Annotated in this window: 22 protein-coding genes; 15 read left to right on the forward strand and 7 right to left on the reverse strand. The window is 67.6% G+C overall.

Annotation, left to right across the window (positions count from 1 at the left end):
* The first annotated feature begins 117 nt into the window (after window positions 1-117).
* The 3 genes from alr to LGR54_RS09500 all read left to right on the forward strand — a co-directional run bounded on the left by alr (window position 118) and on the right by LGR54_RS09500 (window position 4,109).
* Window positions 118-1,236: an alanine racemase gene (gene alr, locus LGR54_RS09490; RefSeq protein WP_230361726.1), complete on the forward strand. Its 1,119-nt coding sequence runs from the start codon at window positions 118-120 to the stop codon at window positions 1,234-1,236.
* On the forward strand, window positions 1,233-2,528 hold the full coding sequence (locus LGR54_RS09495; protein WP_255607522.1) for a D-amino acid dehydrogenase: 1,296 nt from the start codon (window positions 1,233-1,235) through the stop codon (window positions 2,526-2,528). The genes alr and LGR54_RS09495 overlap by 4 nt, the downstream gene beginning before the upstream one ends.
* Window positions 2,529-2,828: 300 nt before the next feature.
* Window positions 2,829-4,109 carry a Bcr/CflA family efflux MFS transporter gene (locus tag LGR54_RS09500; RefSeq protein ID WP_230361728.1) on the forward strand — a complete coding sequence of 427 codons (1,281 nt, stop codon included), beginning with the start codon at window positions 2,829-2,831 and terminating at the stop codon, window positions 4,107-4,109.
* Here LGR54_RS09500 and LGR54_RS09505 read toward each other — a convergent pair whose 3' ends face one another.
* The 4 genes from LGR54_RS09505 to LGR54_RS09520 all read right to left on the reverse strand — a co-directional run bounded on the left by LGR54_RS09505 (window position 4,110) and on the right by LGR54_RS09520 (window position 6,774).
* Complete coding sequence (locus tag LGR54_RS09505; RefSeq protein ID WP_230361729.1) at window positions 4,110-5,243, reverse strand: SGNH/GDSL hydrolase family protein; 1,134 nt, start codon at window positions 5,241-5,243, stop codon at window positions 4,110-4,112. It lies immediately after the preceding gene.
* A gap of 149 nt (window positions 5,244-5,392) precedes the next feature.
* A complete protein-coding gene (locus LGR54_RS09510) occupies window positions 5,393-5,701 on the reverse strand; it encodes a hypothetical protein (RefSeq protein ID WP_230361730.1) in 309 nt (102 codons plus the stop codon).
* Window positions 5,702-5,826: 125 nt separating this feature from the next.
* Window positions 5,827-6,222: an acyl-CoA thioesterase gene (locus LGR54_RS09515; protein ID WP_230361731.1), complete on the reverse strand. Its 396-nt coding sequence runs from the start codon at window positions 6,220-6,222 to the stop codon at window positions 5,827-5,829.
* A 351-nt stretch (window positions 6,223-6,573) separates the two neighbouring features.
* Window positions 6,574-6,774 (reverse strand): DUF2735 domain-containing protein, encoded by a 201-nt coding sequence (locus tag LGR54_RS09520; protein WP_230361732.1) that lies wholly within the window; start codon window positions 6,772-6,774, stop codon window positions 6,574-6,576.
* Window positions 6,775-7,269: 495 nt separating this feature from the next.
* Between LGR54_RS09520 and LGR54_RS09525 the strand changes: the two genes are divergently transcribed.
* Complete coding sequence (locus LGR54_RS09525; protein ID WP_230361733.1) at window positions 7,270-8,304, forward strand: glutamine synthetase beta-grasp domain-containing protein; 1,035 nt, start codon at window positions 7,270-7,272, stop codon at window positions 8,302-8,304.
* 530 nt (window positions 8,305-8,834) lie between these two features.
* Here the strand turns inward: LGR54_RS09525 and LGR54_RS09530 are convergent.
* The gene (locus tag LGR54_RS09530; protein WP_230361734.1) at window positions 8,835-9,461 is read right to left on the reverse strand and encodes a nitroreductase; all 627 of its coding nucleotides are present in this window, start codon (window positions 9,459-9,461) and stop codon (window positions 8,835-8,837) included.
* A 255-nt stretch (window positions 9,462-9,716) separates the two neighbouring features.
* Here LGR54_RS09530 and LGR54_RS09535 point away from each other — a divergent pair, with 255 nt between their 5' ends.
* A complete protein-coding gene (locus tag LGR54_RS09535; protein ID WP_230361735.1) occupies window positions 9,717-10,037 on the forward strand; it encodes a GNAT family N-acetyltransferase in 321 nt (106 codons plus the stop codon).
* Window positions 10,038-10,325: 288 nt separating this feature from the next.
* Window positions 10,326-13,064, forward strand: a complete 2,739-nt coding sequence (locus LGR54_RS09540) for a DNA translocase FtsK (protein ID WP_370638171.1) — start codon at window positions 10,326-10,328, stop codon at window positions 13,062-13,064.
* A gap of 101 nt (window positions 13,065-13,165) precedes the next feature.
* Here the strand turns inward: LGR54_RS09540 and LGR54_RS09545 are convergent, their stop codons facing one another.
* Complete coding sequence (locus LGR54_RS09545; protein WP_230361736.1) at window positions 13,166-13,363, reverse strand: hypothetical protein; 198 nt, start codon at window positions 13,361-13,363, stop codon at window positions 13,166-13,168.
* 238 nt (window positions 13,364-13,601) lie between these two features.
* On the opposite strand from LGR54_RS09545, the gene LGR54_RS09550 reads away from it, so the two are divergent.
* The 6 genes from LGR54_RS09550 to LGR54_RS09575 all read left to right on the forward strand — a co-directional run bounded on the left by LGR54_RS09550 (window position 13,602) and on the right by LGR54_RS09575 (window position 18,645).
* The gene (locus LGR54_RS09550) at window positions 13,602-15,059 is read left to right on the forward strand and encodes an NAD-dependent succinate-semialdehyde dehydrogenase (protein WP_230361737.1); all 1,458 of its coding nucleotides are present in this window, start codon (window positions 13,602-13,604) and stop codon (window positions 15,057-15,059) included.
* A gap of 96 nt (window positions 15,060-15,155) precedes the next feature.
* The gene (locus tag LGR54_RS09555) at window positions 15,156-15,992 is read left to right on the forward strand and encodes an EamA family transporter (protein WP_230361738.1); all 837 of its coding nucleotides are present in this window, start codon (window positions 15,156-15,158) and stop codon (window positions 15,990-15,992) included.
* Window positions 15,993-16,056: 64 nt separating this feature from the next.
* Window positions 16,057-17,409, forward strand: coding sequence for an ATP-dependent RecD-like DNA helicase (locus tag LGR54_RS09560; protein ID WP_230361739.1), 1,353 nt, complete (start codon window positions 16,057-16,059; stop codon window positions 17,407-17,409).
* 112 nt (window positions 17,410-17,521) lie between these two features.
* Window positions 17,522-17,668, forward strand: coding sequence for a hypothetical protein (locus LGR54_RS09565; protein WP_230361740.1), 147 nt, complete (start codon window positions 17,522-17,524; stop codon window positions 17,666-17,668).
* Between the two features lie 106 nt (window positions 17,669-17,774).
* Complete coding sequence (locus tag LGR54_RS09570; RefSeq protein WP_213350391.1) at window positions 17,775-18,224, forward strand: Rrf2 family transcriptional regulator; 450 nt, start codon at window positions 17,775-17,777, stop codon at window positions 18,222-18,224.
* A 16-nt stretch (window positions 18,225-18,240) separates the two neighbouring features.
* Entirely contained in the window at window positions 18,241-18,645 is a 405-nt protein-coding gene (locus LGR54_RS09575; RefSeq protein ID WP_255607524.1) for a methylglyoxal synthase, read from the forward strand.
* A 41-nt stretch (window positions 18,646-18,686) separates the two neighbouring features.
* Here LGR54_RS09575 and LGR54_RS09580 read toward each other — a convergent pair whose 3' ends face one another.
* The gene (locus tag LGR54_RS09580; RefSeq protein ID WP_230361741.1) at window positions 18,687-19,892 is read right to left on the reverse strand and encodes an acyl-CoA dehydrogenase; all 1,206 of its coding nucleotides are present in this window, start codon (window positions 19,890-19,892) and stop codon (window positions 18,687-18,689) included.
* Window positions 19,893-20,137: 245 nt separating this feature from the next.
* Here LGR54_RS09580 and LGR54_RS09585 point away from each other — a divergent pair, with 245 nt between their 5' ends.
* The 3 genes from LGR54_RS09585 (at window position 20,138) to LGR54_RS09595 (ending at window position 24,080) form a co-directional block, all read left to right on the forward strand.
* A complete protein-coding gene (locus LGR54_RS09585; protein WP_230361742.1) occupies window positions 20,138-21,736 on the forward strand; it encodes an ABC transporter substrate-binding protein in 1,599 nt (532 codons plus the stop codon).
* Window positions 21,737-22,129: 393 nt separating this feature from the next.
* Entirely contained in the window at window positions 22,130-23,140 is a 1,011-nt protein-coding gene (locus LGR54_RS09590; protein WP_230361743.1) for an ABC transporter permease subunit, read from the forward strand.
* Window positions 23,133-24,080, forward strand: a complete 948-nt coding sequence (locus tag LGR54_RS09595; RefSeq protein WP_230361744.1) for an ABC transporter permease subunit — start codon at window positions 23,133-23,135, stop codon at window positions 24,078-24,080. Before LGR54_RS09590 ends, LGR54_RS09595 begins: the two co-directional genes overlap by 8 nt.

Consider the following 24,080-nt stretch of genomic DNA (forward strand, 5'->3'; position numbering starts at 1 on the left):
CCGTTTCTTGATCGGTTCGTGCATGAAATACCAAACACCGGAATTTCCAAGCACGAAATGACCGGCAATTGCGCGATCGGCGCGCTACGCTTCTTTATTCCTGTAGAGAGGTGTCGCATGTTCGCGGATATTGCCGAGCGGCCGATCGTCGATGCCGCCTCCGGGGTTCTCACCATCGATCTCACGGCGCTGGCGGCGAATTACCGCCTGCTCCAGGCCCGGCTCGCGCCGGCCCGCGCCGCCGGCGTGGTCAAGGCCGATGCCTATGGGCTCGGCGCCTCTCGCGTCGCCCCGGCGCTCTATGCCGCCGGCTGCCGCGACTTCTTCGTCGCCCATCTCGGCGAGGCGCTGCGGCTGCGCCCGCTGCTGGCCGGCGACGCCCGCCTCTATGTGCTCAACGGCCTGCAACCGGGCGCCGAGGCCGCCTGCGCCGAGGCCGGCATCGTGCCGGTGCTCAACTCGCTCGACCAGGTCGACAACTGGGTGGCACTCGCCCGTGCGCGCGGCATCACCCTGCCCGCCCTGCTGCAGTTCGACAGCGGCATGTGCCGGCTCGGCCTGGAGCCGCAGGAGGCCGAGGCGCTCGCGGCCGATCCGGCCCGGCACGCCGGCCTCGAGATCCTGCACGTGATGAGCCATCTCGCCTGCGCCGACGAGCCGGACAACGCGCAGAACGCCGAGCAGCTCGCCGCCTTCGAGCGTCTCGCCGCGCTGTTTCCGGCCGCGACGCCCTGCTTCGCCAATTCCGGCGGCAGCTTCCTCGGCGCCGCCTATGCCGGTTCGCTCGCCCGTCCCGGCCTCGCGCTCTATGGCGGCGCGCCGTTCGGCGGCCTGCCCAATCCGATGGCCCCGGTGGTGCACCTCGACGTTCCGGTGATCCAGACCCGCACGGTGCCGGCCGGCTCGCGCATCGGCTATGGCGGGCGCTTCGTCGCCCCGACGCAGATGCGCCTCGCCACCATCGGCGCCGGCTATGCCGATGGCCTGCCCCGCCATTTGTCGGACCGCGGCGCCGCCTGGTTCGGCGACGTCCGGCTGCCCATCGTCGGGCGGGTGTCGATGGACAGCATCATTCTCGACATCAGCGCGCTACCGGCCGGCTCCTTGCATCTCGGCAGCCTGGTCGAGGTCGTCGGGCCGCACCAGACGCTGGAAGACGTCGCCGAGGCGGCCGGTACCATCGCCTATGAGGTCCTGACCCGTCTCGGCGCCCGCTACCACCGCATCTACCGCTGACGGCCGGCAAACGGCCGCAAGAACAACAGGGGCCTTCCATGAAGATCGTCATCCTCGGCGCCGGCGTGATCGGCGTCACCACGGCGTGGTACCTTGCCAAGTCCGGCCACCAGGTCACGGTCCTCGACCGCCAGACCGGCCCGGCGCTGGAGACCAGCTTCGGCAATGCCGGCGAGGTGTCGCCCGGTTATTCCTCGCCCTGGGCCGCGCCCGGCATTCCGCAGAAGGCGGTCAAGTGGCTGTTCATGAAGCACGCGCCGCTGATCATCCGGCCGATGACCGATGCCGCCACCTGGCGCTGGGTGCTGGCAATGCTGCGCAACTGCACCTCCGAGCGCTATGCGGTGAACAAGGGCCGCATGGTCCGCATCGCCGAATATAGCCGCGACTGCCTCGAGGGACTGCGCGCCGAGACCGGCATCCACTATGACGAGCGCATGCAGGGCACGCTTCAGGTCTTCCGCGACCAGAAGCAGCTCGACGGCATCGGCAAGGACATCGAGGTCCTGAAGGCCGACGGCGTGCCCTTCAACGTGCTCGATCCGGCCGGCTGCGTCGCCGCCGAGCCCGGCCTCGCGCCGGTGAAGCACAAGATCGTCGGCGGCCTGCAACTGCCCGGCGACGAGACCGGCGACTGCTTCAAGTTCACCAACGCGCTGCACAAGCTCTGCGAGCAGGCCGGCGTGACCTTCCGCTTCGGCATCGACATCCGCCGGCTCAAATATCAGGGCGAGCGCATCGTCGCGGTGGAGACCAGTCTCGGCGACGTCGAGGCCGATACCTATGTGCTGGCGCTCGGCAGCTACGCCCCGGCGCTAGTGAAGCCGCTCGGGCTCGACCTGCCGGTCTATCCGGTGAAGGGCTATTCCATCACCGTGCCGATCGTGAACGAGGCGCGCGCCCCGGTCTCCACGGTGATGGACGAGACCTACAAGGTCGCGATCACCCGCCTCGGCGACCGCATCCGCGTCGGCGGCATGGCGGAGATCGCCGGCTTCAACCTCGACCTGCCCCCGGCCCGCCGCGCCACGCTGGAGCATTCGGTCGAAGACCTGTTCGGCGGCGCCGGCGACCAGAAGCGGGCGACGTTCTGGACCGGCCTGCGGCCGATGACGCCGGACGGCACCCCGGTGATCGGCCCGACCCGCTACGGCAATCTCTACATCAATGGCGGCCACGGCACGCTTGGCTGGACCATGTCCTGCGGCTCCGGCAAGGTGCTGGCGGACCTGATCAACCGGGTGAAGCCGGCGATCGAGACCGCCGACCTCGCACTGTCGCGCTACCGCTAGCGCCCTCTCCGATCAGGTGGAATCACCTGATCGATAGGAATATGCCTAGCGCCGGCTTCGGCGCTCGCCTCCGGGGATCGTGAACACTGCATGGCAGGGTCGGCGATCTCGGGGGTTGCGGGGAGCGCCGAATTCCGCGATGCCGGGTCCAGGGGCCGCTTCCCGTCCGGGGCCCGCGCAAGAGCCTTCCGCCGGCCAAGAGCCTTTCATGCTGAACCCCTCCATGGCATCGCCCTTCACGCGGACACGCATCGCCGCCGCGCGCGTCCTCCTTCCCGGCCGCATCGCGGGATCCGGCCGGTGAGCGTCCCTGCCCTCGCCACCGTCGAGCCTCCCCGCGAGCCGGAAAGGCCGGCCGCTCCCCTCCACGCCGCGCCGCAGGCCGCCCCGGTCGCCCCGCGTCCACGGGTCAATCTCCTGCTGATGGCGATGACCACCGCCGTCGGCACCTTCAGCATGCATGTCTTCGTGCCGGCCCTGCCGGCGGCGGCGGCGGCGCTGTCGGCGACGCCCTCGCAGATCCAGCTCACCGTCACGCTCTATCTGGTCGGCCTCGCCCTCGGCCAGATCGTGCACGGCCCGCTGTCGGACCGCTTCGGCCGCCGGCCGATCATCCTCGGCGGCATCGGCGTCTATCTGGTCGGCACCGTCGGCGCGCTGCTGGCACCGAGCCTGTCGACCCTGCTGGTGGCGCGGGTGCTGCAATCGGTGGGCAGCTGCGCCGGGCTGGTGATCGGCCGCGCCACCATCCGCGAGACCTCCTCGCCGCAGGGAGCGGCGGCGGCGCTCGCCGTGCTCGCCTCGGCGATCACCCTCTCTTCCGCCGTCGCGCCGCTGGTGGGCAGTTATCTTTCGCTGCTGCTCGGCTGGCGCATGCTGTTCGCGGTGCTGCTGGTCGCCGCCAGCGTGATCCTGCTGCTGCTCTACCGGCATTTTCCGGAAACCAATAAGGATCGCGGCGGATCGCTCAGCCTCTCCGGCATGGCGCGCGCCTATGGGCAATTGCTGCGCATGCCGGCCTTCATGGGCTATTCGCTGTGCGGCGCCGCCTGCACGGTGACCGCCTATGCCTTCTACGCCGCCCTGCCCTTCCTCGTCGCCGAGGAGCTGCCGCATGCCAGCCTCGGCATCGGCTTCATCTATCTGGCGGTGGTGGCCGGTTCGATCCTCGGCGCCCTCACCGCCCGGCAGGCCGCCCGCCGGATGAGCCTCGACGCGCTCGCTTTGTACGGAACGGCAGGCGCGACGCTGGCGGCCCTCGCCTTCCTCGCCGGCCGCATGGTCGCGCCGGACACGGTGGTGACGGTGGTCGCGCCGCTGTTCCTGATGACCTTTGCCGGCGGCTTCGCCAATCCGGGCGCGGCGACGCTGGCGATGAACGCCAACCCGCATGCGGTCGGCACCGCCTCCAGCCTCTACGGCTTCATCCAGATGGCGGTCGGCGCCCTGGTGACGCTGTTCGTCGGCCTCATCGGCCACGATTCGCTGTCGGTCGGCGGCATCGTATCGGTGTCGATGCTCCTCGGCTTCGCCGGCCTCATGCTCGCCCGCCGCACCCGCGAGATCGACGACCCGGTCTGATCAGGCGACCGCCGCCGGATCGCCGACCCTGGCCGCGACGACTTCCGGCGCCTCCGCGGGCGGCAAATACATCAGGTTGCTGACATAGGGGCCGCGGCCCTCACCCCAGCCCGGCACCATGTTGTAGCGGTTGACCAGGAAGCGCTCGAAGCGCGGGATGTCGTCCCGCTCGATGGCGGTGAGCGTGACGCGCCGCGGCCCCTTGCGCGCCATGCCCGCCCATTTCTTCCATTCGAAGGTGAAGTTCTTGATGCGGAACTTGTCCGGCGTCTGCTTCAGCTCGGCATTGGCGGTGAAGAACAGCACCGGCGCCTCGCCTTCCTCCTCGACCAGCAACGGACGGGAATCCGCCGTCGACTGGAACGACAGGCAGATCAGCGGCCCCGGCAACTCGACGGCGAGGCCCTCGCCCGGCTTCAGCGCGCTCGCCTTCCGCACGAAACGGGTGTTCTCGAACGCGCGCACCTCGAGGCCGACCGGCATCTCGGTGATGCGATGGAGCTGCGCCCGGTCGAACACGTCGGCATGGCGCGGCGGCGGACAGGTGGACGAGGCCGGCAGCGGCTCCGTCGTCAGGTGATGGGCGACATAGCGGCTGAGAAGCGGGATGCCGTTCTCGAAATCGTAATGGGCATCGTCGCTGTAGTGCTGCTCGATGCGCGCCTGATCGTTCTCCAGCCTCTTGCGCAGATAGCCGTCGAAATCCAGCAACCGCACATCGCGATGGCCTTTGTAGTGATTGACGATCTGCTTCATCCCGTCGCGGATGCGCGCCGTCTGCTCCTGCTTGCGCTCGGCCCGGCGCCCGAGCACGAGATGGAACACCTGCGCATCAGGACAGAGCCGCAGAATATGGCGCAGCAGGCCCTCATAGGCGCATTGCCACGTCTCGAACCCGTCCGGCGTCGCCAGGGAAAAATCGTTGATCGCGAACTCGACGACGACCTTGTCGAACGGCCCTAATCCATCGAGTTCCTTGAGGTTTTCCAGCCCGATCAGGCAATTATTCGCGCCGACGCTGATATTGGTCAGCTTCGGGGCCTGGCGGCTCTTTTCCTTGATCCGTACGCAGGCCTGGCCGACATATCCCGGCGCCATGACGGAATTCGAGCCGCCGATCACCAGCAGTTTCATGAAAATGCCCCGGCCGTCGCGAAGAAACCGGGCGGATCATGCGGATCAACGTTCCCTTCCGCAAGCGGCGGGGCGGAAACGCTGCGGCAACGTCGGGCTTGGTCGAGCGAAAGCCGCCAGCCCGTGCCGCGAAAAGCCGAATCGCGAAATCAGAACCTGTCGTGGTGCCGCCGGCTGCGCACGGGAACGCGGACGGGAACAGGGCGCGGCTGCAGCCGGCCGCCGCGCCCGCTCGTTTCCTCGCCGAGCAGCATCACCGCGAAGCCCATCTGCAGGCTGGCGAAGGTGAGGCCGATGGCGGCGGTCAGCACCGCGACCGCGAGCGGGCCGGAAGGCGAACCGAACACAACGCGACCGAGGCCGGCCACGTCGAAGGCAAGAAGCGCCGCGATGAAGGGCACCGCGATGCCGAAGCCGATGAGGGCATGGCGGAAAAGGAAGCTGACGAGCCGAGGCATGGTACACCGCCCTTCTGAACCGCCGCCGGTCGACGCCGTGCGGGCCGACGGCCGCTACTGGTTTAACGGATCATAAACCTTGTCGGCGCGGCTGCGAAGCCCTGTTTCCCGGCGGCCGAGACGCGTCAGGCGGGGCCGATCGGACGCGGCCGGCGATCGGCGTCGATCGCCACGAAGGTGAACGTCGCCTCGGTCACCTTGATCATCTCCTCGCCCTCGCGCTTGCGGCGCCAGGCTTCGATGCGGATCCTCAGCGAGGTGCGGCCGGTGGTGATCACGGTGCCGTAGAAGCTCACCTCGTCGCCCACCAGCACGGGGCTGAGGAACGTCATGGCCTCCACCGCCACCGTGGCGGCCCGCCCCTTGACCCGGCGGGTGGCGACGTTGCCGGCCGCGAGGTCCATATGCGCCATCAGCCAGCCGCCGAAGATGTCGCCGGCCGGGTTGGTGTCGGCGGGCATGGCGATGGTGCGGATCACCGGGCTGTCGCCCGGCGGTTGCGGCGTGGTGTCTGTGTTCATCCGGCTGTGTCCCGAGGCGACGCATGGAAAGGCGGGAGCACGGAACGGCGAAGTCGGCAGTTCTGGAAATAGTAGAATAGTATCAGACTGCGACCGGGGCGGTGGCCGGGCAGTGGCCGGTGACGCGAGATTCGTGCGGCAGCGTCGCCTTCATCGGGCGCCTCGGCCCGGAATGGCGGATCGATCTGGTGCAGCGGCCATCGGGCGCGGTGCGGATATGATCAAATTTTAATCAGATAGCCCGGTTAGCGGGCACATAACGAAAGAGGGCCGGAACGCTGTGCGCCGGCCCTCTCCGGGGTGTTGACCGTACCGAGTACGGACCATCATCGGGCAATGACAACACGCGCGTCACGACCGCTTGTTGGTGGGCTGATCCTGCTTGATCGCCTCTTCATGGTACCAACTGGCGTCAAACGCCACCGGCACGGGGCGGGGGGCGGCAACATTCGCGTCGAAGCGTTCGGTTTCGCGACGACCAGCAAGGCCGGCACGCCCACCCCGGGGGAACTCGTAGATCTTGGCGCTGCCGCCAATCGGACTGACATTCATCGTTTCTTCTCCTGTTTACACCGCGTCTACCGACACCGGCGGTCAACGATATATAGCACGCATTGCGCGGATATCGATCAGGATGCGTAAAAAAATATCAGTCATTGCATAATATTTGATCATAAGCCGGAATGCTCCGGCCATCGGCACTCCAGCTCCTACCTACGACACCTTTTGACATCAACGCATGGCAGGGCATTCCGTTCATTGCGAGACCCAAAAGCCCCGGCATGGACGGCAAGGCAGCGGCAGATCCCCGCCGCCACAGGCCTCGCCCGCCGCCGGCGCACCCACCTTCCTTGCGCGCCGCCGTGCGGCGAGACACTAGCCCGCCGACGCTCTCGTCGACGCGATCCGGACACGGGACACCGCCAGGAGGCGACACCATCGAACTGGCACGAATAATGCTACGAATTCGTTGGCCGTTGGCGGCCGGACCCTCAACGGTCACTGGCAGCAACTTGGTTGGCGATGCCAGCTCATGAGAGACCCGATATGACGAAATACAAGCTCGAATACATCTGGCTGGACGGCTACACGCCGGTCCCCAACCTGCGTGGCAAGACGCAGATCAAGGAATTCGATCACTTTCCGGCGCTCGAGGAGCTCCCGCTGTGGGGCTTCGATGGTTCCTCCACCTTGCAGGCGGAAGGTCGCAGCTCGGACTGCGTGCTGAAGCCCGTCGCGGTGTATCCCGACCCGGCCCGCAAGAACGGCGTCCTGGTGATGTGCGAAGTCATGATGCCGGACGGCGTCACCCCGCACTCGACCAATGCGCGCGCCACCATTCTTGACGACGAAGGCGCCTGGTTCGGCTTCGAGCAGGAATACTTCTTCTACAAGGACGGCCGTCCGCTCGGCTTCCCCGAGCATGGCTATCCCGCGCCGCAGGGTCCCTACTACACCGGCGTCGGCTTCAAGAATGTCGGCGACGTTGCCCGCCAGATCGTGGAAGAGCATCTCGAGCTCTGCCTCGAGGCCGGCATCAACCACGAAGGCATCAACGCGGAAGTCGCGAAGGGCCAGTGGGAATTCCAGATCTTCGGCAAGGGCTCCAAGAAGGCGGCCGACGAAGTGTGGATGGCCCGCTACCTGCTGCAGCGCCTCACCGAGAAGTACGGCATCGACATCGAGTGGCACTGCAAGCCGCTCGGCGACACCGACTGGAACGGCTCGGGCATGCACTGCAACTTCTCGACGGAATATATGCGCACCGTCGGCGGCAAGGCCTATTTCGAGGCGATGATGGCGGCCTTCGAGAAGAATCTCGACGACCACATCTCCGTCTACGGCCCGGACAACCACCTGCGCCTGACCGGCAAGCACGAAACCGCGCCGTGGAACAAGTTCTCCTATGGCGTGGCCGACCGTGGCGCCTCGATCCGCGTGCCCCACTCGTTCGTCAAGAACGACTACAAGGGTTACCTTGAGGATCGCCGCCCGAACTCCCAGGGCGACCCCTATGCGATCGCTTCCCAGGTGCTGAAGACCATTTCGGAAGTCTCGACCTCCGCCTCCGCGGCGGCGTGAGCCTTTGCGGCGAAGCGGGCCAGGCTCGCTTCGCCGTCACACATCAAAGGCCCGGTACGCCCAACGGCGTGCCGGGCTTTTGCGTTTCAGAGCGAGAGCGGTCACGGCGGGGCGAGAATGGCGGGGCCCCGCAGGATGTGCCCGGCACCGCCCCGCCGGGGTGCCGCCCCACGGCTCTGGCGAACCGGCATGGCAGCCGCGAGGCCCCGCAGGAAGCGGCCGGGCGAGCTTACAATTTCGCCGGCCGACACCTCGCCGATCCTTGGGTCTTGCCCCAGCCCCCCCGCGAGGCCTGCGGCGCCTCGAAACACGGCGTAGCGCATGGCGCCATCGCGGATAGGGCGCCCCGATCGGCAACCGTCCGGGCGGGACGGCGTCATCGCCGCGATCGGCAGGACGACCGGCGACCGGCGGCAAGGGAGCACCGGCAAGACGCAGGCCTCGATACCGTAGCCGACGGCAACGAGCGCGGACGCGACCGGCCTCGAACGCCGGTCGGCGCACGGGTCGGGACATAGCCGACGCCGAGGCTAGATGGACGGCGTCCAGAAGCTCGTCAGCGCCTCCGCGTCCGGCCGAGGGCGTTCGGGCGGCACGCTTGCGGCGGTGCCGAGATGCACGATGCCTGCGATTTTCTCGCCCTCGCGGGCACCGATCAGGGTGGCGGCCGCGGGATTGGTCGCCGCCCAGCCGGTCACCCACATCGCGCCGAAGCCGGAGGCCTGCGCCGCATGCAAGAGGTTCATGCACACCGCGCCGGCGGAAAGCTCCTGCTCGAACACCGGGATGGCGCAGTTGCGGTCGGGGCGGCTGATCACCACCACGGCCATCGGGGAGGCAAGGAACAGCCGCTCCATGATCCCGGCGAATTTCTCGCGCTTTGCCTCGTCCATCTGTGGATTGGCCACGCGATAGAGCGGCGCAAGGCCGCGACCGAGCTCCGCCCGCGCCTCCCCGTCGATGACCACGAAGCGCCACGGCTCGCGCAGGCCATGGTCGGGCACTCGCAGCGCCAGGGCCAGCATGTGCCGCAGTTGCTCATGCGAAGGTGCCGGGGCGCTCAGCGCCGCCGGCGGCACAGAACGCCGGCGGGCCATGGCGGCAAGCAGTTGCGGCGCTGGCGGTACGAGCGCGGATTCGAGCGGAATGTCGGACATGGCAATCCTCCAGACTGGCACCGCGGGAACCCCGGCCGTCCGCGGAGGTTGACGATGGAGCCGGCATAGCCCAGGCCTCCGGCCGGGTCAAAAGTCGCCGCCGGGAGCTGCCGGAAGCCCCGCCTCCACCGCCGTGCAAAGATTTCACGCTGCCGGGGGGCGACGGCGGATCGGTTTTGGTCGACAATATCCCATGCAGCGCCTACCAGATGCGGACAAATCCCGAAAACGGGCATAGCCTCCAAGGAGCATGAGATGAGCATGAACGGCGAAATCCCGGTCCGCGACAACCGCGCCAAGGACCGGTTCGAGATCGAGGTCGACGGGCATCTCGCCATCGCCCAGTACATACTCGCGCCGGATCACATCATCTTCACCCACACCGAGGTGCCTCCGGAGCTCGGCGGTCGTGGTCTCGCGACCCGGCTGGTGGAAGCCGGCCTCGCCAGCGCCCGCGAACGGCATCTGTCGGTGATTCCGCGCTGCTCGGTGTTCGGCCGCTACATGATCAAGCACCCGGAGACCCACACTCTCATGGCGCCGGAAATCCGCGCCACGCTCGGCCTGCCGGTCTGATCGGTCACCCCATCGGCGTGGCGCCGGCGCATCACCCGCTGGGGAAAGTGCCGGCGCCAAACGCTTCATTAACGCTGATCTTCTATGCCTGAAGCCAGTTGAGTAGCGGGCCGCCATCGGCAGTCCGCCAAGGTTCCAGCGGCACAGGTTTGGCGGCTCATGCGTTTCCCGGATCGTCCTTCCGATCGGAATGGTTCCCCATCCACTCAGGCGAGCGACGATGCCGCGCGCGCCGCGCGCTTGGTCTCGCGCGTCAATCATAAGCTGAACGCGCCGCCGCCGCCCCAGGTGAAGAATCCGGCCGGCGGGCCCGGCTCCACCCTGCCGGCGCCCTCGCTCTATGCCGGCGCGCCCCTCGCCGAGCCGGCCAGCCGACTGGCGCCCCGCCCCGTCGCGGCGGGTTATCCCAACACCGGCACTCCCCGTCTGCCGGCGGTGCCCCGCGATCCCGCGCCGCTGCGCGAGCCGGCCTATGCCGGCAATCCGGTCCCGACGGTGGCTCCCGGCCCGCGCGTGGTGATTCCGAGCTGGCTGCAACCCTTCACCATGCCGCCCAATACCCGGTTCACCCGCACGCCGGACTACCTGCTTCGCCAGCCGCCGGCGCCGGAACCCGCCGCGGTTCCCGCCGCGCCGGTGGCGACGCCGGCCGAAGCCTCCGCACCGGCGACGACCGTGCGTCCGCCCGCGCTGCTGGTGCCGCCGCGCCGGCCGCCGGCCTCGCCGGTTCTCCAGCCGGCCACGCCCAACAACGTCATGCCCGCCGCCGTGGTGTCGAGCGAGACGGCACCCGTCGCCCTGACGGCGCCGACGCCGGCTCCCGCAGACGTGCCGCACGCACCGGTTCCGGTCGTCACTGCCAGCTTCGAACCGCAGGACAACGGCCTACCCAACTCCATTCAGCGCATCGCCGGACTAATCCAGCTCGGCTGGGCGGAACCGCCGGTGGTGCCGGCGCATCAGGACATGACGATCGACGCCTCCACCGCGGGTGCCGCCAACACCGGCGAGGCGATCGCCAACCTCGTCGTCGACGCGGATGACGCCGAAGAAAACACCTTCGAGGCGCTCGCCGACGACGGCGACGACCTGGCGTATGACGAGTTGGACGACGAGGATGACGAGGATGACGAGGACGGGTTCGACGACATCGATGACGACGAGGGTGTCGACGAGTCGCCTGTCGCCGCGGTGTCCGCGGAAGCGGTGATCGTCGAAAGCGCGCCGATCGAGGAGATGCTCGCCGCCGTGGCACCGGCACCGGAAGCCGCTGCGCAGGATCTCGCCACGGCGTTCGATGCCCCCTATGCGCTGGGCGGGGCTGCCGTCACCTTCTCCTGGCCGGCCTTCGCCATCGCCGCGGCGCTGCCCAAACCGGCGCCCGAGGCCCCGGCCCCGGAAGCCCCGGCGCCGGTCGCCGCCCGGCCGGCGCCGGCCACCGAGCATCCGGCGACGCCCGCTCCCCGCCCGGCCCCGGTGCCGGCGGTGTCCGCGCGCTTCGGCTACGAGTTGCCGCCGCTCGAGCTGCTGACCGTGCCGCCGGAAGTCGAGCCGGACTACGAGCTGTCGGAAGAGTTCCTCGAGCGCAACTCGGTGAAGCTCCAGCAGGTGCTGCACGATTTCGGCGTGCGCGGCGAGATCATCGACGCCAATCCCGGCCCGGTGGTGACGCTCTACGAGCTGGAGCCGGCGCCCGGCATCAAGTCGAGCCGCGTCATCGGCCTGTCCGCCGACATCTCCCGCTCGATGAGCGCCATCTCCGCCCGCGTCGCGGTGGTGGAAGGCCGCAACGTCATCGGCATCGAGCTGCCCAACCAGCGCCGCGAGACGGTGTGGCTGCGCGAGATGCTGTCCAGCCACGAGTTCGAAGCCGCCAAGGCCAAGCTTGGCATCGCGCTGGGCAAGACCATCGGCGGCGAACCGGTCATCGTCGATCTCGCCCGCATGCCGCATTTGCTGGTCGCCGGCACCACTGGCTCCGGCAAGTCGGTCGCCATCAACACCATGATCCTCAGCCTGCTCTACCGGCACCGCCCGGACCAGTGCCGGCTGATCATGATCGACCCGAAGATGCTGGAGCTCTCGGTCTATGAGGGGATCCCGCACCTCCTCACCCCTGTCGTCACCGACCCGAAGAAGGCGATCGTCGCCCTCAAATGGGCGGTGCGCGAGATGGAGGAGCGCTACAAGAAGATGAGCCGCCTCGGCGTGCGCAATATCGACGGCTTCAACGCCCGTGTTGTGGAGGCGGCGGCCAAGAGCGAGATCATCACCCGCACCATCCAGAAGGGTTTTGATCGCGAGACCGGCGAGATGATGGAAGAGGAGGAGATCATGGATCTCACGCCTCTCCCCTACATCGTCATCGTCGTCGACGAGATGGCCGACCTGATGATGGTTGCCGGCAAGGACATCGAGGGCGCCATCCAGCGCCTCGCCCAGATGGCCCGCGCCGCCGGCATCCACCTGATCATGGCCACCCAGCGCCCCTCGGTCGACGTGATCACCGGCACCATCAAGGCCAACTTCCCGACCCGTATCTCCTTCCAGGTCACCTCGAAGATCGACAGTCGGACCATTCTCGGCGAGATGGGCGCCGAGCAGCTGCTCGGCCAGGGCGACATGCTCTACATGGCCGGCGGCGGGCGCATCTCGCGCGTGCACGGCCCGTTCGTCTCCGACCAGGAGGTCGAGCGCGTCGTCGAGCATCTGAAGGCGCAGGGCCGACCGGACTATCTCGACGAGGTGACGGCGGAAGACGACGAGGACGTGCCGCCGCCGGCGGGCGACGTCGCGGTGTTCGACGCCACCGCCATGGGCACCGAACCGGGCGATCTCTACGATCAGGCGGTGGCAGTGGTGATGCGCGACCGCAAGGCCTCGACGAGCTACATCCAGCGCCGGCTGCAGATCGGCTACAACCGCGCCGCCTCGATCATGGAGCGCATGGAAAACGAGGGGCTGGTCGGCCCGGCCAACCATGCCGGCAAGCGCGAGATCATCGCGGGTGGCCACTCGGGTCACTGATCCCGCGCGTCATCGCCCGCACCCACAACACGAGAAAGGGCTCCGGCTGATCTGGCCGGGGCCCTTTCTGATTCCGGGCCGGGTGCAGGGCCGGGCAAAGCCTATCCGCCGAACAGCGCCGCCTCGCTCCAGACCGTCAGCACCAACCCCATCAGCAGGGCCGCACCGGCGAGCATCAGCGCCGCGCCCCAGCTGCGCTGCCACCAGCGGCGTCGCTCTCCGGCCCGGAGGCTTCTTGCCTGGCGGCTGGCCGATGCCCGATCGTCCGGCGCGTCGTCGCCACTGGTGCGGTTACTCATGAGCCCCCATCGCCCGGTGAAAGTGGAACGCCGGGTCAAGCCCGCTCTCCGCCAACGTCCGTTCCCGCCTCGCGGTTCCCGCATGAATGAACAACCGTGCCGCGCAGATCCCGGATCCAATCGCGCATTCGGCCCTTCCAACCGGGCGGTCGGGCGATTAGGTGTGGGATACCGCGACGCCCCGTAGCCCCGCTTGGGCATTTTTCACGTCGGCGCCTTTTCTTTGCACGAGGTTCCCATGTCGACCGTTTCCTATCCCGATGTCCTTCTGTTCATCGATGGCGTCTGGCGCGAAGGCTCGCGCCACGGCGGCGCGCCCGCCAGCCAGCCCATCGTCGACCCGGCGACGGAAGAGGTCATCGGTACCCTCGCCCATGCCTCGACCGCCGATCTCGACGACGCCCTCACGGCGGCGGAGAAGGGCTTCGCGACCTGGAAGCGCGTGCCGGCGCATGAGCGCTACAAGATCATGCGCAAGGCCGCCGAGATCCTGCGCGAGCGCGCCGAGAACATCTCGCGCATCATGACCCTGGAGCAGGGTAAGCCGCTTCCCGAGGCCCGCGTCGAGACGCTGGCCGCCGCCGACATCATCGACTGGTTCGCCGAGGAAGGCCGCCGGCAGTATGGCCGCGTCATCGCCCCCCGCGCGGAGAACATCCACCAGGAGGTGGTGCGCGAGCCGGTCGGCGTCGTCGCCGCCTTCACGCCGTGGAACTTCCCGATCAACCAGGCGGTCCGCAAGGCCTCCGCCGCGCTCGCCGCCGGCTGCTCGATCATCCTCAAGGGACCGGAAGACACCCCCGCCTCCTGCGCCGAGCTGTTCAAGGCCTATCAGGATGCCGGCGTGCCGGCCGGCGTGGTCAATCTGGTGTTCGGCGTGCCCGCCGAGATTTCCAGCTACCTGATCCCGCATCCGATCGTGAAGAAGATCACCTTCACCGGCTCCACCGTGGTCGGCAAGCAGCTGGCGGCGCTCGCCGGCGCGCATATGAAGCGCGTCACCATGGAACTCGGCGGCCACGCCCCGGCGGTGGTGTTCGAGGATGCTGACCTCGACCATGCGGTGAAGCTGCTGTCCGGCGCCAAGTTCCGCAATGCCGGCCAGGTCTGCGTCTCGCCCACCCGCTTCCTGGTGCACGAGAACCTCTACGACAAGTTCGTCGACGGCTTCACCGAGGCGGTGAAGGGCATGAAGGTCGGCAACGGCCTCGATGACGGCGTGCGCATGGGCCCGCTGGTCAATTCCCGTCGTATCGACGCCATGGAGGCGCTCACCGCCGATGCGGTGCAGAAGGGCGCCACGCTGCGCACCGGCGGTTCGCGCATCGGCAACAAGGGCTATTTCTTCGAGCCGACCGTGCTCACCGACCTCTCCCCGGATGCACGCATCCTCAACGAGGAGCCGTTCGGCCCGCTGGTGCCGATCCAGCCCTTCACCTCGACCGAAGCGGTGATCGCCGAGGCCAACCGCCTGCCTTACGGCCTCGCGGCCTACGCCTACACCACCTCCTCCGCCACCGCCGAGGCGTTCTCGCGCCGGGTGGAGAGCGGCATGATCTCGATCAACCATCACGGCCTCGCCCTCCCCGAGGTGCCGTTCGGCGGCATCAAGGATTCCGGCTACGGCTCGGAAGGCGGCACCGAGGCCATGGAAGCCTATGTGAACACCAAGTTCGTCACCCGTTTCGCCGTGTGACGAAACTGTCATAAAAGCTCGGCGGCGGGCACGGAATCGTCTATCACCGTGCCCGCCGGTCCATCGGGATCGGCCTTCCCCGCAGGCCGCCGCCGAATGGAACCCAGCGTCTTCCTGGCGGTCATCGCCGCCGCCGTGATGCATGCGGGCTGGAACGCCCTCTTAAAGATCCGGCTGGATCCGTTCATCGCCGTCGCGCTGATCACCGGCGCCTGCTCGGTCATCGCCCTGCCGATCGCCTTGTGGATGGGGCCGCCACCAGCCCATATCTGGCCGTGGATCGCCGGCTCCATCTCCGTCCATCTCGTCTATTACCTGACGCTGACCGGAGCCTATCGGCGGGCCGATATGGGCTTCGTCTATCCGGTGGCGCGCGGCGGCTCGCCGCTGATCACCACGCTGTTCTCGCTGGTGCTGCTGGGAGAGCCGATCGACGGGCAAGGGGTCGCGGGCGTCGCCATCCTCGCCGCCGGCGTGCTTGCCATCGCCTGGCCGCGCAAGGGCCATCTCGACGTCCGTGCGCTCCTCCTCGCGAGCGCCTGCGCGCTCTCCATCGCCGTCTACTCGATCATCGACGGCATGGGCGCCCGCACCACCGGCAACCCGCACCTCTACTCCGCCTGGCTGTTCCTCCTGGAAGGTCCCTGCGTGCTCACCGTCGCACTGCTACGCCACCGGCCGGCGGCGCTGCGGCCGATGCTCGGCTTCCTCGGCCCGGGCGCGCTGGGCGGGGCGATGTCGCTCTCGGCCTATTGGATCACCATCTGGGCGATGACCAGGGCACCCATCGGCCTCGTCTCGGCGGTGCGGGAATCCAGCGTGCTGTTCGCCGCGGTTATCGCGATATTCCTGCTGAAGGAGACGCCGCGCCCCAGCCGTCTCGCCGGCGCGGCGCTGATCGTCGCCGGGCTCGCCCTGATCAAGCTGCACTGAGTTCGGCGATCCCGTCCCGGCCTCCGGATTTGGGCAGCGGCGCCAGCTGTGCTCAATTGGACCGATGAACACGACAGCTACCGACAGCACAGCGATTCGACCGGCCGACACGTCGGCAGACCGGGAGGTCGACTTCGCCCGGCCGCTCGCCACGCTACGCGAGCAGGCGCCGGTGACCATGGTGCTGGGCGGCGCCGGCACCGGCAAGACCACCTTCCTGCACATGCTGCGCAAGCATGGCGGCGCGCGGCAGGTCTTCCTTGCTCCTACCGGCGTGGCGGCGCTGCAGCTCGGCGGCCAGACCATCCATTCCTTCTTCGGCTTGCCGCCGCGCCTCGTCGATCCCGATCAGGTGCGGCCCCGCTCGCCCAAGCGCACGCTGATGAAGAAGCTCGAACGCCTCGTCATCGACGAGGTGTCGATGGTGCGCGCCGACGTGCTGGACGCGGTAGACCGCTGCCTGCGCATCGCGCGTGGCCGGCCCGAGCCGTTCGGCGGCGTGCAGGTCGTGCTGGTCGGCGACTTCCTGCAACTGCCGCCGGTGGTGCCGATGGCCGAGCGCGAGATTCTCGGCCATCTCGGCTATGAGGGCCCCTTCGCCTTCGACGCCCGCGTGCTGCGCGAGACCCATGTCGCCCGCCTGCCCTTCACCCGGGTCTGGCGCCAGTCCGACGAGTACTTCGTCGGGCATCTCGCCGCGCTGCGCTCCGGCCGCTTCGTCGCCGATGCGGTGGCGGCGATCAACGAGGCGAGTTACCGCCCGCATCGCGAGGGGCGTATCCCGGTGGTGCTCGCCCCCACCAATGCCCGCGTCGACGCCTATAATCGTCGCGGCCTGGAAGGTCTCGCCGATGACGGCCGCATCTATGAGGGCGCGAGCCAGGGCGAATTCGACCTCGCCAATGACCGCCTGCCAGTGCAGGAATCGCTGCTGCTCAAGGTCGGCGCCCGCGTCATGACGGTGCGCAACGATCCCGAGAAGCAATGGGTCAACGGCTCGGTCGGCACCGTCATCGGCCTCGCGCCGGACCGCGCCTTCGTGCGGCTCGACGCCGGCGGCGTCGCCGAGATCGAGCGGGTGAGCTGGGAGCGCATCCGCTACGACTGGGACGAGGCGACCGGCAAGGTCGAGGCCAAGATCGTCGGCACCTACACCCAGCTGCCACTGGTGCCCGCCTGGGCGATCACCGTGCACAAGGCGCAGGGCCTGACGCTGGAGGACGTGCGCATCGATTTCGATTCCGGCGCCTTCGCCGCGGGGCAGGCCTATGTCGCCCTCTCCCGCGCCCGCTCGCTGGAAGGCCTGTCGCTGGTTCGCCCCCTGCGCAGCAGCGACATCCGCATCGACCGCCGCGTCGCCGCCTTCGCCGCCGCGTTCGAGGCAGAAGCCGAGGCCTTCCCACCTCAATCCCAATAATCACATATAAATTTCGTTGTTAATTTCGCCCATGCGGAAATTTTCGTGATTCAGCCGATTTCCCACTTTACATAGTCCATGGTGTCCATAGACTATGAGATGAGAGGAAATCATGAGCCGCATTGTCCGCCATCGTCACACCCTGATGTTCGCACTCGCCTATGGCGCCATCGCCGCGGCGGTGCTGTTCGTGCATCCCGGCGCCAGCGAGGCGGAGGCTCCGGCGGCGACGATTGCCGCTTCCGCTGCGTCCCGCTGAACGCCCTACCCTCTTGCGCCCTCTTTAAAAAGCCGCTTGATCTATCATCTATGAAGAAATGCCGGAGCGGAGGATTCGCTTCGACCTGTCGGGATTCATAGCGGCGATGTTGACCAATAAGGGCAAGTACGGGCTCAAGGCGATGCTGTTCCTCGCCGGCTTGCCCCAGGGGCAGAGCGCGATGGGCGCCGAAATCGCCAGCGCCAATAACATTCCGAAGAAATTCCTCGACGCCATCCTGCTCGAATTGCGCAATGCCGGCATGCTGCGTTCCAAGAAGGGACCCGGCGGCGGCTACGCGCTGTCGCGCCTGCCGAAGGAAATCCGCGTCGGCCACATCATCCGCACGCTGGACGGGCCGCTGGCGCCGATCAACTGCGCCTCCAAGAGTGCCTATGTGCCGTGTCAGGATTGCCAGGATCTCAAGATCTGCGCGGTCCAGGTCACCATGAGCAAGGTGCGCGACGCCATGAGCGACATTCTCGACCGGATGACGCTGGAAGAGATGATGGCGTTCGCCCGCAATGCCGACGCCGATCTGATGTACCACATATGAGCCTTCGCCCGTGAGCTTGCCGCCCAACCCCGGCCCCGCCGCCGGCCTTCTCGGCCTCGTCGCCCATGACAGCAAGAAGCACGACATGGTCGCCTGGGCGACCGAACATCGTCGCGTGCTCGCGCATTTCGACATCGTCGCCACCGGCACCACCGGCGGGCGCATCCTCGAAGCCTGCCCGGAGCTCCGTCTCACCCGGCTGAAGAGCGGCCCGCTCGGCGGCGACCAGCAGATCGGCGCGCTGATCGCCGAGGGCCGGGTGCGGGCGCTGGTCTTCCTCGTCGACCCGCTCAGCGCCCAGCCGCACGATGTCGATGTGAAGGCGCTGATGCGCGTCGCCCTCGTCTACGACATCCCGCTGGCGCTCAACATCTCCACGGCGGAAATGCTGATCGCCGCGCTGGAGAGCGAGGCGGGCTGACCGCCCGCCCCTTCATTCACCTTCCCAGAAGAGCATCTGGCTCAGAAGAACGCCTGGATCCCGGTGATCGCCCGGCCGAGGATCAGTGCGTGGATGTCGTGCGTGCCCTCATAGGTGTTCACCGTCTCGAGGTTCACCATGTGGCGCATCACCGGATATTCCGACGAGATGCCGTTGCCGCCATGCATGTCGCGGGCGACGCGGGCGATGTCGAGCGCCTTGCCGCAATTGTTGCGCTTCAGCACCGAGATCGCCTCCGGCGACAGGCGCCCCTCGTCGAACAGCCGGCCGGCGCGCAGCGCGAGTTGAAGCCCCAACGCGATCTCGGTCGCCATGTCCGCGAGCTTCTTCTGGATCAGCTGGTTGGCCGCCAGCGGCCGGCCGAACTGCACGCGGTCGAGCGTGTAGGAACGCGCCGCCGCATAGCAGGCCTCCGCCGCGCCCATGGTGCCCCAGCCGATGCCGTAGCGGGCGCGGTTGAGGCAGCCGAACGGCCCCTTCAGCCCGGCGACGTTCGGCAGCAGCGCCTCTTCCGGCACCTCGACGTCGTCCATGACGATCTCGCCGGTGATGGAGGCGCGCAGCGAGAGCTTGCCCTCGATCTTCGGCAGCGACAGCCCCTTGGTGCCGCGCTCCAGCACGAAGCCGCGAATGGCGTTGTCATGCGCCGCCGACTTCGCCCACACCACCGCGATATCGGCGATGGGAGCGTTGGTGATCCACATCTTGGCGCCCTTGAGCCGGTAGCCGCCATCGATCTTCTCGGCGCGTGTACGCATGCCACCGGGATCGGAGCCGGCGTCCGGCTCGGTCAGGCCAAAGCAGCCGATCATCTCGCCGGTGGCGAGCTTGGGCAGGTATTTCTTCCGCTGCTCCTCGCTGCCATAGGCATGGATCGGGTGCATCACCAGCGAGGACTGCACGCTCATCGCCGAGCGATAGCCGGAATCGACGCGCTCGACTTCCCGCGCAACCAGCCCATAGGCGACATAGCCGAGGCCGGCACCGCCATATTCCTCCGGGATGGTGGGGCCGAGCAGGCCGAGTGCACCCATCTCGCTCATGATCTCGCGGTCGAAACGCTCCTCGCGATAGGCGGAAGCTACCCGCGGCATCAGATTTTCCTGGGCATAATCGCGCGCCGTGTCACGCACCATCCGCTCTTCCTCGGTGAGCTGGCCGTCGAGGTCGAACGGATCCTCCCAATCGAAGATGGCCTTCGAGGCAGCATGCGACGCGGCGTTCATTTGTCTCGTCTCCCTGATGCGCGCGCGCCTCTTCGCGGCGGCGCCGCCTTCGTCTTACACCGGCGCGGGGGCGGCGCCCATAGCGACGGCCAAATGTCTATACATACGACTTTGGTAGGGGAGCTGAGCCTTATTGCACAAGTGATCAAGGCGTGTTTGATTTCGCGCTATGGGTGCGACGAATTGGCAATAATCAGCCTGCGCGCAACGGGCTACCGCCGCACATCCTAAAAGGGGAACTCATTATGCCGGTATTCAATGCCAAACTGGCCGCAACCGCGGCCGTACTCGTGGCGCTGTCCGCGCCCGCCTATGCCGCCAAGACGCTCGTCTATTGCTCGGAAGGCAGCCCCGAGAACTTCACGCCGGCGCTCAACACCACCGGCACCAGCTTCGATGCCGCCCGCCCGGTCTACAACCAGCTCGTCGAGTTCGAGCGCGGCACCACCAAGGTGGTGCCCGGCCTCGCCGAGAGCTGGACTGTCTCCGACGACGGCAAGGAGATCACCTTCAAGCTGCGCAAGGGGGTGAAGTTCCACTCCGGCGTCAACGGCTTCACGCCGACCCGCGACTTCAACGCCGACGACGTGCTGTTCTCCTTCGAGCGCCAGTGGAAGCCGGAGAACCCCTATCACAAGGTCACCGGCGGCGCGTATGACTACTTCAACGACATGAGCATGCCCGATCTGCTCAAGTCGATCGACAAGGTGGACGACTACACGGTGAAGTTCACGCTCACCGAGCCGAACTCGCCGATGCTGGCCAACCTCGCCATGGACTTCGGCACCATCATGTCGAAGGAATATGCCGACTTCCTGCTCAAGAAGGGCACCCCCGAGCAGTTCGACCAGATCCCGGTCGGCACCGGCCCGTTCTCCTTCGTGAACTACCAGAAGGACGCGGTGATCCGCTACAAGGCCAACCCGGCCTATTTCGAGGGCAAGCCGGCGCTGGACAACCTCGTCTTCGCCATCACCCCGGATCCGACCGCCCGCTATGCCAAGGTGAAGAAGGGCGAGTGCCACGTGATGATCGCGCCGAACCCGGCCGACATCGCAGCGATGAAGACCGATCCGGCGCTGAACCTGCTGTCGCAGCCGGGCCTCAACATCGCCTATCTGTCCTTCAACACCCAGAAGCCGCCCTTCGACAAGAAGGAGGTCCGCCAGGCCTTCAACATGGCGATCGACAAGGCGGCGATCATCAAGGACGTCTATCAGGGCGCCGGCCAGGCGGCCGTCAATCCGATCCCGCCGACCATCTGGTCCTACAACACCGCGGTGAAGGACTATCCCTTCGACCCGGCCAAGGCCAAGCAGATGCTCGACGCGGCCGGCGTGAAGACGCCGCTCGACATCGACCTGTGGTGGATGCCGGTGCAGCGCCCCTACAACCCGAACGCCAAGCGCATCGCCGAGATGATGCAGTCGGACCTCTCCAAGCTCGGCATCAACGCCAAGCTGGTCTCCTATGAGTGGGGCGAGTACCGCAAGCGCCTGCAGCAGGGCGAGCACATGACCGGCCAGCTCGGCTGGACCGGCGACAATGGCGATCCGGACAACTTCTTCTTCCTGCTCGGCTGCGCCGCGGCCCGTCCGGGCGGCCAGAACCTCGCCAAGTGGTGCAACAAGGACTTCGACGCCCTGATCAACAAGGCGAAGACCATCCCGGACGTCGCCGAGCGCACCAAGCTCTATGAGCAGGCGCAGGTGATCGTGAAGGAAGAGGCGCCCTGGTTCACCATCGCCCACTCGGTGGTGTACGAGCCGACCCGCAAGGAAGTCGTCGACTACAAGGTCAGCCCGTTCGGCCGCCACGAGTTCTATGGCGTCGACCTGAAGTGACGTGATGCCGGTGCCGGCGGAGGGAGCGCTCCGCCGGCACCGTGCCTTTTCGAAACGCTGCGACCCTGCCGATGCGCTAGAGCAGGCTCCGCGGAAGTCGTCCGGCTTCCGCACCCGCCGGCCTTCGAGCCTGACGGGTCTGTACCGCCCCCGCCGGTGACGCGTTGCGCCCCGTGGGACAAGGCGATGAAACCCGCCCGTCCGAACCCGCGGGTTCGTTCGGCGACCGCTCGATGCCGCCACGCAGACCGCATGCGTAGAGCCTTGTCGCACGCGTAGAGCCTTGGTGCCTCGTCCGTGATGTGACGACCTCCGATCCGCCGCCCGCCGCGCCCATCGCTCCCCGACGAGCGAGACGTGCGGGCACAAGCGCATCGCAAGCCCGGGATATCGATGTTCCGCTTTTTCATTCGCCGCGTCGCCCTGACGCTGCCGACCTTCGTGGCGCTGATGTTCGTCACCTTCGTGGCGGTGCGCCTCGTGCCCGGCGACCCGATCGAGGCCCGTACCGGCGAGCGCGGTATCGCCCCGGAGCGCCTCGCCATGCTGCGTCATGAGCTCGGCCTCGACCGGCCGGTGTGGCAGCAGTTCCTCGACTATGCCAACGGCATCGTCCATGGCGATTTCGGCGTCTCCATCGTCACCAAGACGCCGGTGCTGCACGAATTCGCCACCCTGTTCCCGGCGACGCTGGAGCTGACGCTCTGCGGCCTGATCTTCGCCATCGTGCTCGGCATACCCGCCGGCGTCATCGCGGCGGTGAAACGCGGCAGTTTCTTCGACCATTCGGTGATGACCGTGGCGCTCACCGGCTATTCGATGCCGATCTTCTGGTGGGGCCTGCTGCTCATCATGTTCATGTCGGAATATCTGGGCCTCACCCCAGTCTCCGGCCGCATGGACCTGATCAACTACTATTTCGAGCCGGTCACCGGCTTCATGCTGATCGACAGCCTGCTGTCGGACCAGGAAGGCGCCTTCGGCTCGGCGGTGGCGCATCTCATCCTGCCCTCCATCGTGCTCGGCACCATCCCGCTGGCCGTCATCGCCCGCATGACGCGCTCGTCGATGCTGGAGGTGCTGGGCGAGGACTATGTGCGCACCGCCCGCGCCAAGGGCTTGTCACCGCTGCGGGTGGTCGGCCTGCACGCACTGCGCAACGCGCTGATCCCGGTGGTCACGGTGATCGGCTTGCAGACCGGCACGCTGCTCGCCGGCGCGGTGCTCACCGAGACCATCTTCGCCTGGCCCGGCGTCGGCAAATGGCTGATCGAGTCGATCGCCCGCCGCGACTATCCGGCGTTGCAGGGCGGCATCATGCTGATCTCCGGCATCGTCATCCTCGTCAATCTCATCGTCGACCTCACCTATGTCGCGATCAATCCGAGGATCCGTCATGGTTGATCCCACAGCCGCCGAGAGCGGAACCCTGCTGCCCGCGAGCGGCGGCGACGGCCATCTTCTCGTCGAGACCGTGCCGCCCGCCCCCTCGTCGCTGCGCGCCTTCTGGTCGGCCTTCAGCGAGAACCGCGGCGCGGTGCTCGGCCTGATGGTGGTCGCCTTCATCGCCTTCCTCGCGCTGTTCGCGCCGTTCGTCGCGCCGCACTCGCCCATCGAGCAGTTCCGCCAGTTCGTGCAGCAGCCCCCGGTCTGGGCCGGCGGCACGTGGCAGTTCCCCTTCGGCACCGACGCGGTCGGCCGCGACATCCTCTCGCGGCTGATCTACGGCGCGCGCATCTCGCTCGGCATCGGCATGTCGGTGATGATCGTCTCGGTGGCGCTGGGCATCGTGCTCGGCCTCGCCAGCGCTTTCCTGCGCGGTGCCGTCGAGGTGGTGGTGATGCGGGTGATGGACCTCGTGGTCGCCATTCCCTCGTTGGTGCTCGCCATCCTGGTGGTGGCGGTGCTCGGCCCGAGCCTCGTCAACACCATCGTCGCGGTCACCGTCGTCTACCTGCCGCGCTATGTGCGGCTGGTGCGGGCCGCCGCCATCGCCGAGCTGTCGAAGGAATATGTCGTGGCCGCTCGCGTCGCCGGCGTCGGCAAGCTTCGGCTGATGTTCGTTACCGTGCTGCCGAACTGCCTGGCGCCGCTGATCGTGCAGGCGGCGCTCGGCATCTCCGACGCCATCCTGGAGGCCGCCGCGCTCGGCTTCCTCGGCCTCGGCGCCCAGCCGCCGATCCCGGAATGGGGCGCGATGCTGGCCGATTCACGCGAATTCATCCGCGCCGCGCCGTGGATCGTGACGCTGCCCGGCCTCGCCATCCTGGTGACGGTGGTCGCCATCAACCTGATGGGCGACGGCCTGCGCGACGCGCTCGACCCGAAGCTGCGGAGGAGCTGA

Origin of the sequence: Ancylobacter sp. Lp-2, from assembly GCF_020523795.1 — a bacterium.
Lineage (GTDB): Bacteria > Pseudomonadota > Alphaproteobacteria > Rhizobiales > Xanthobacteraceae > Ancylobacter.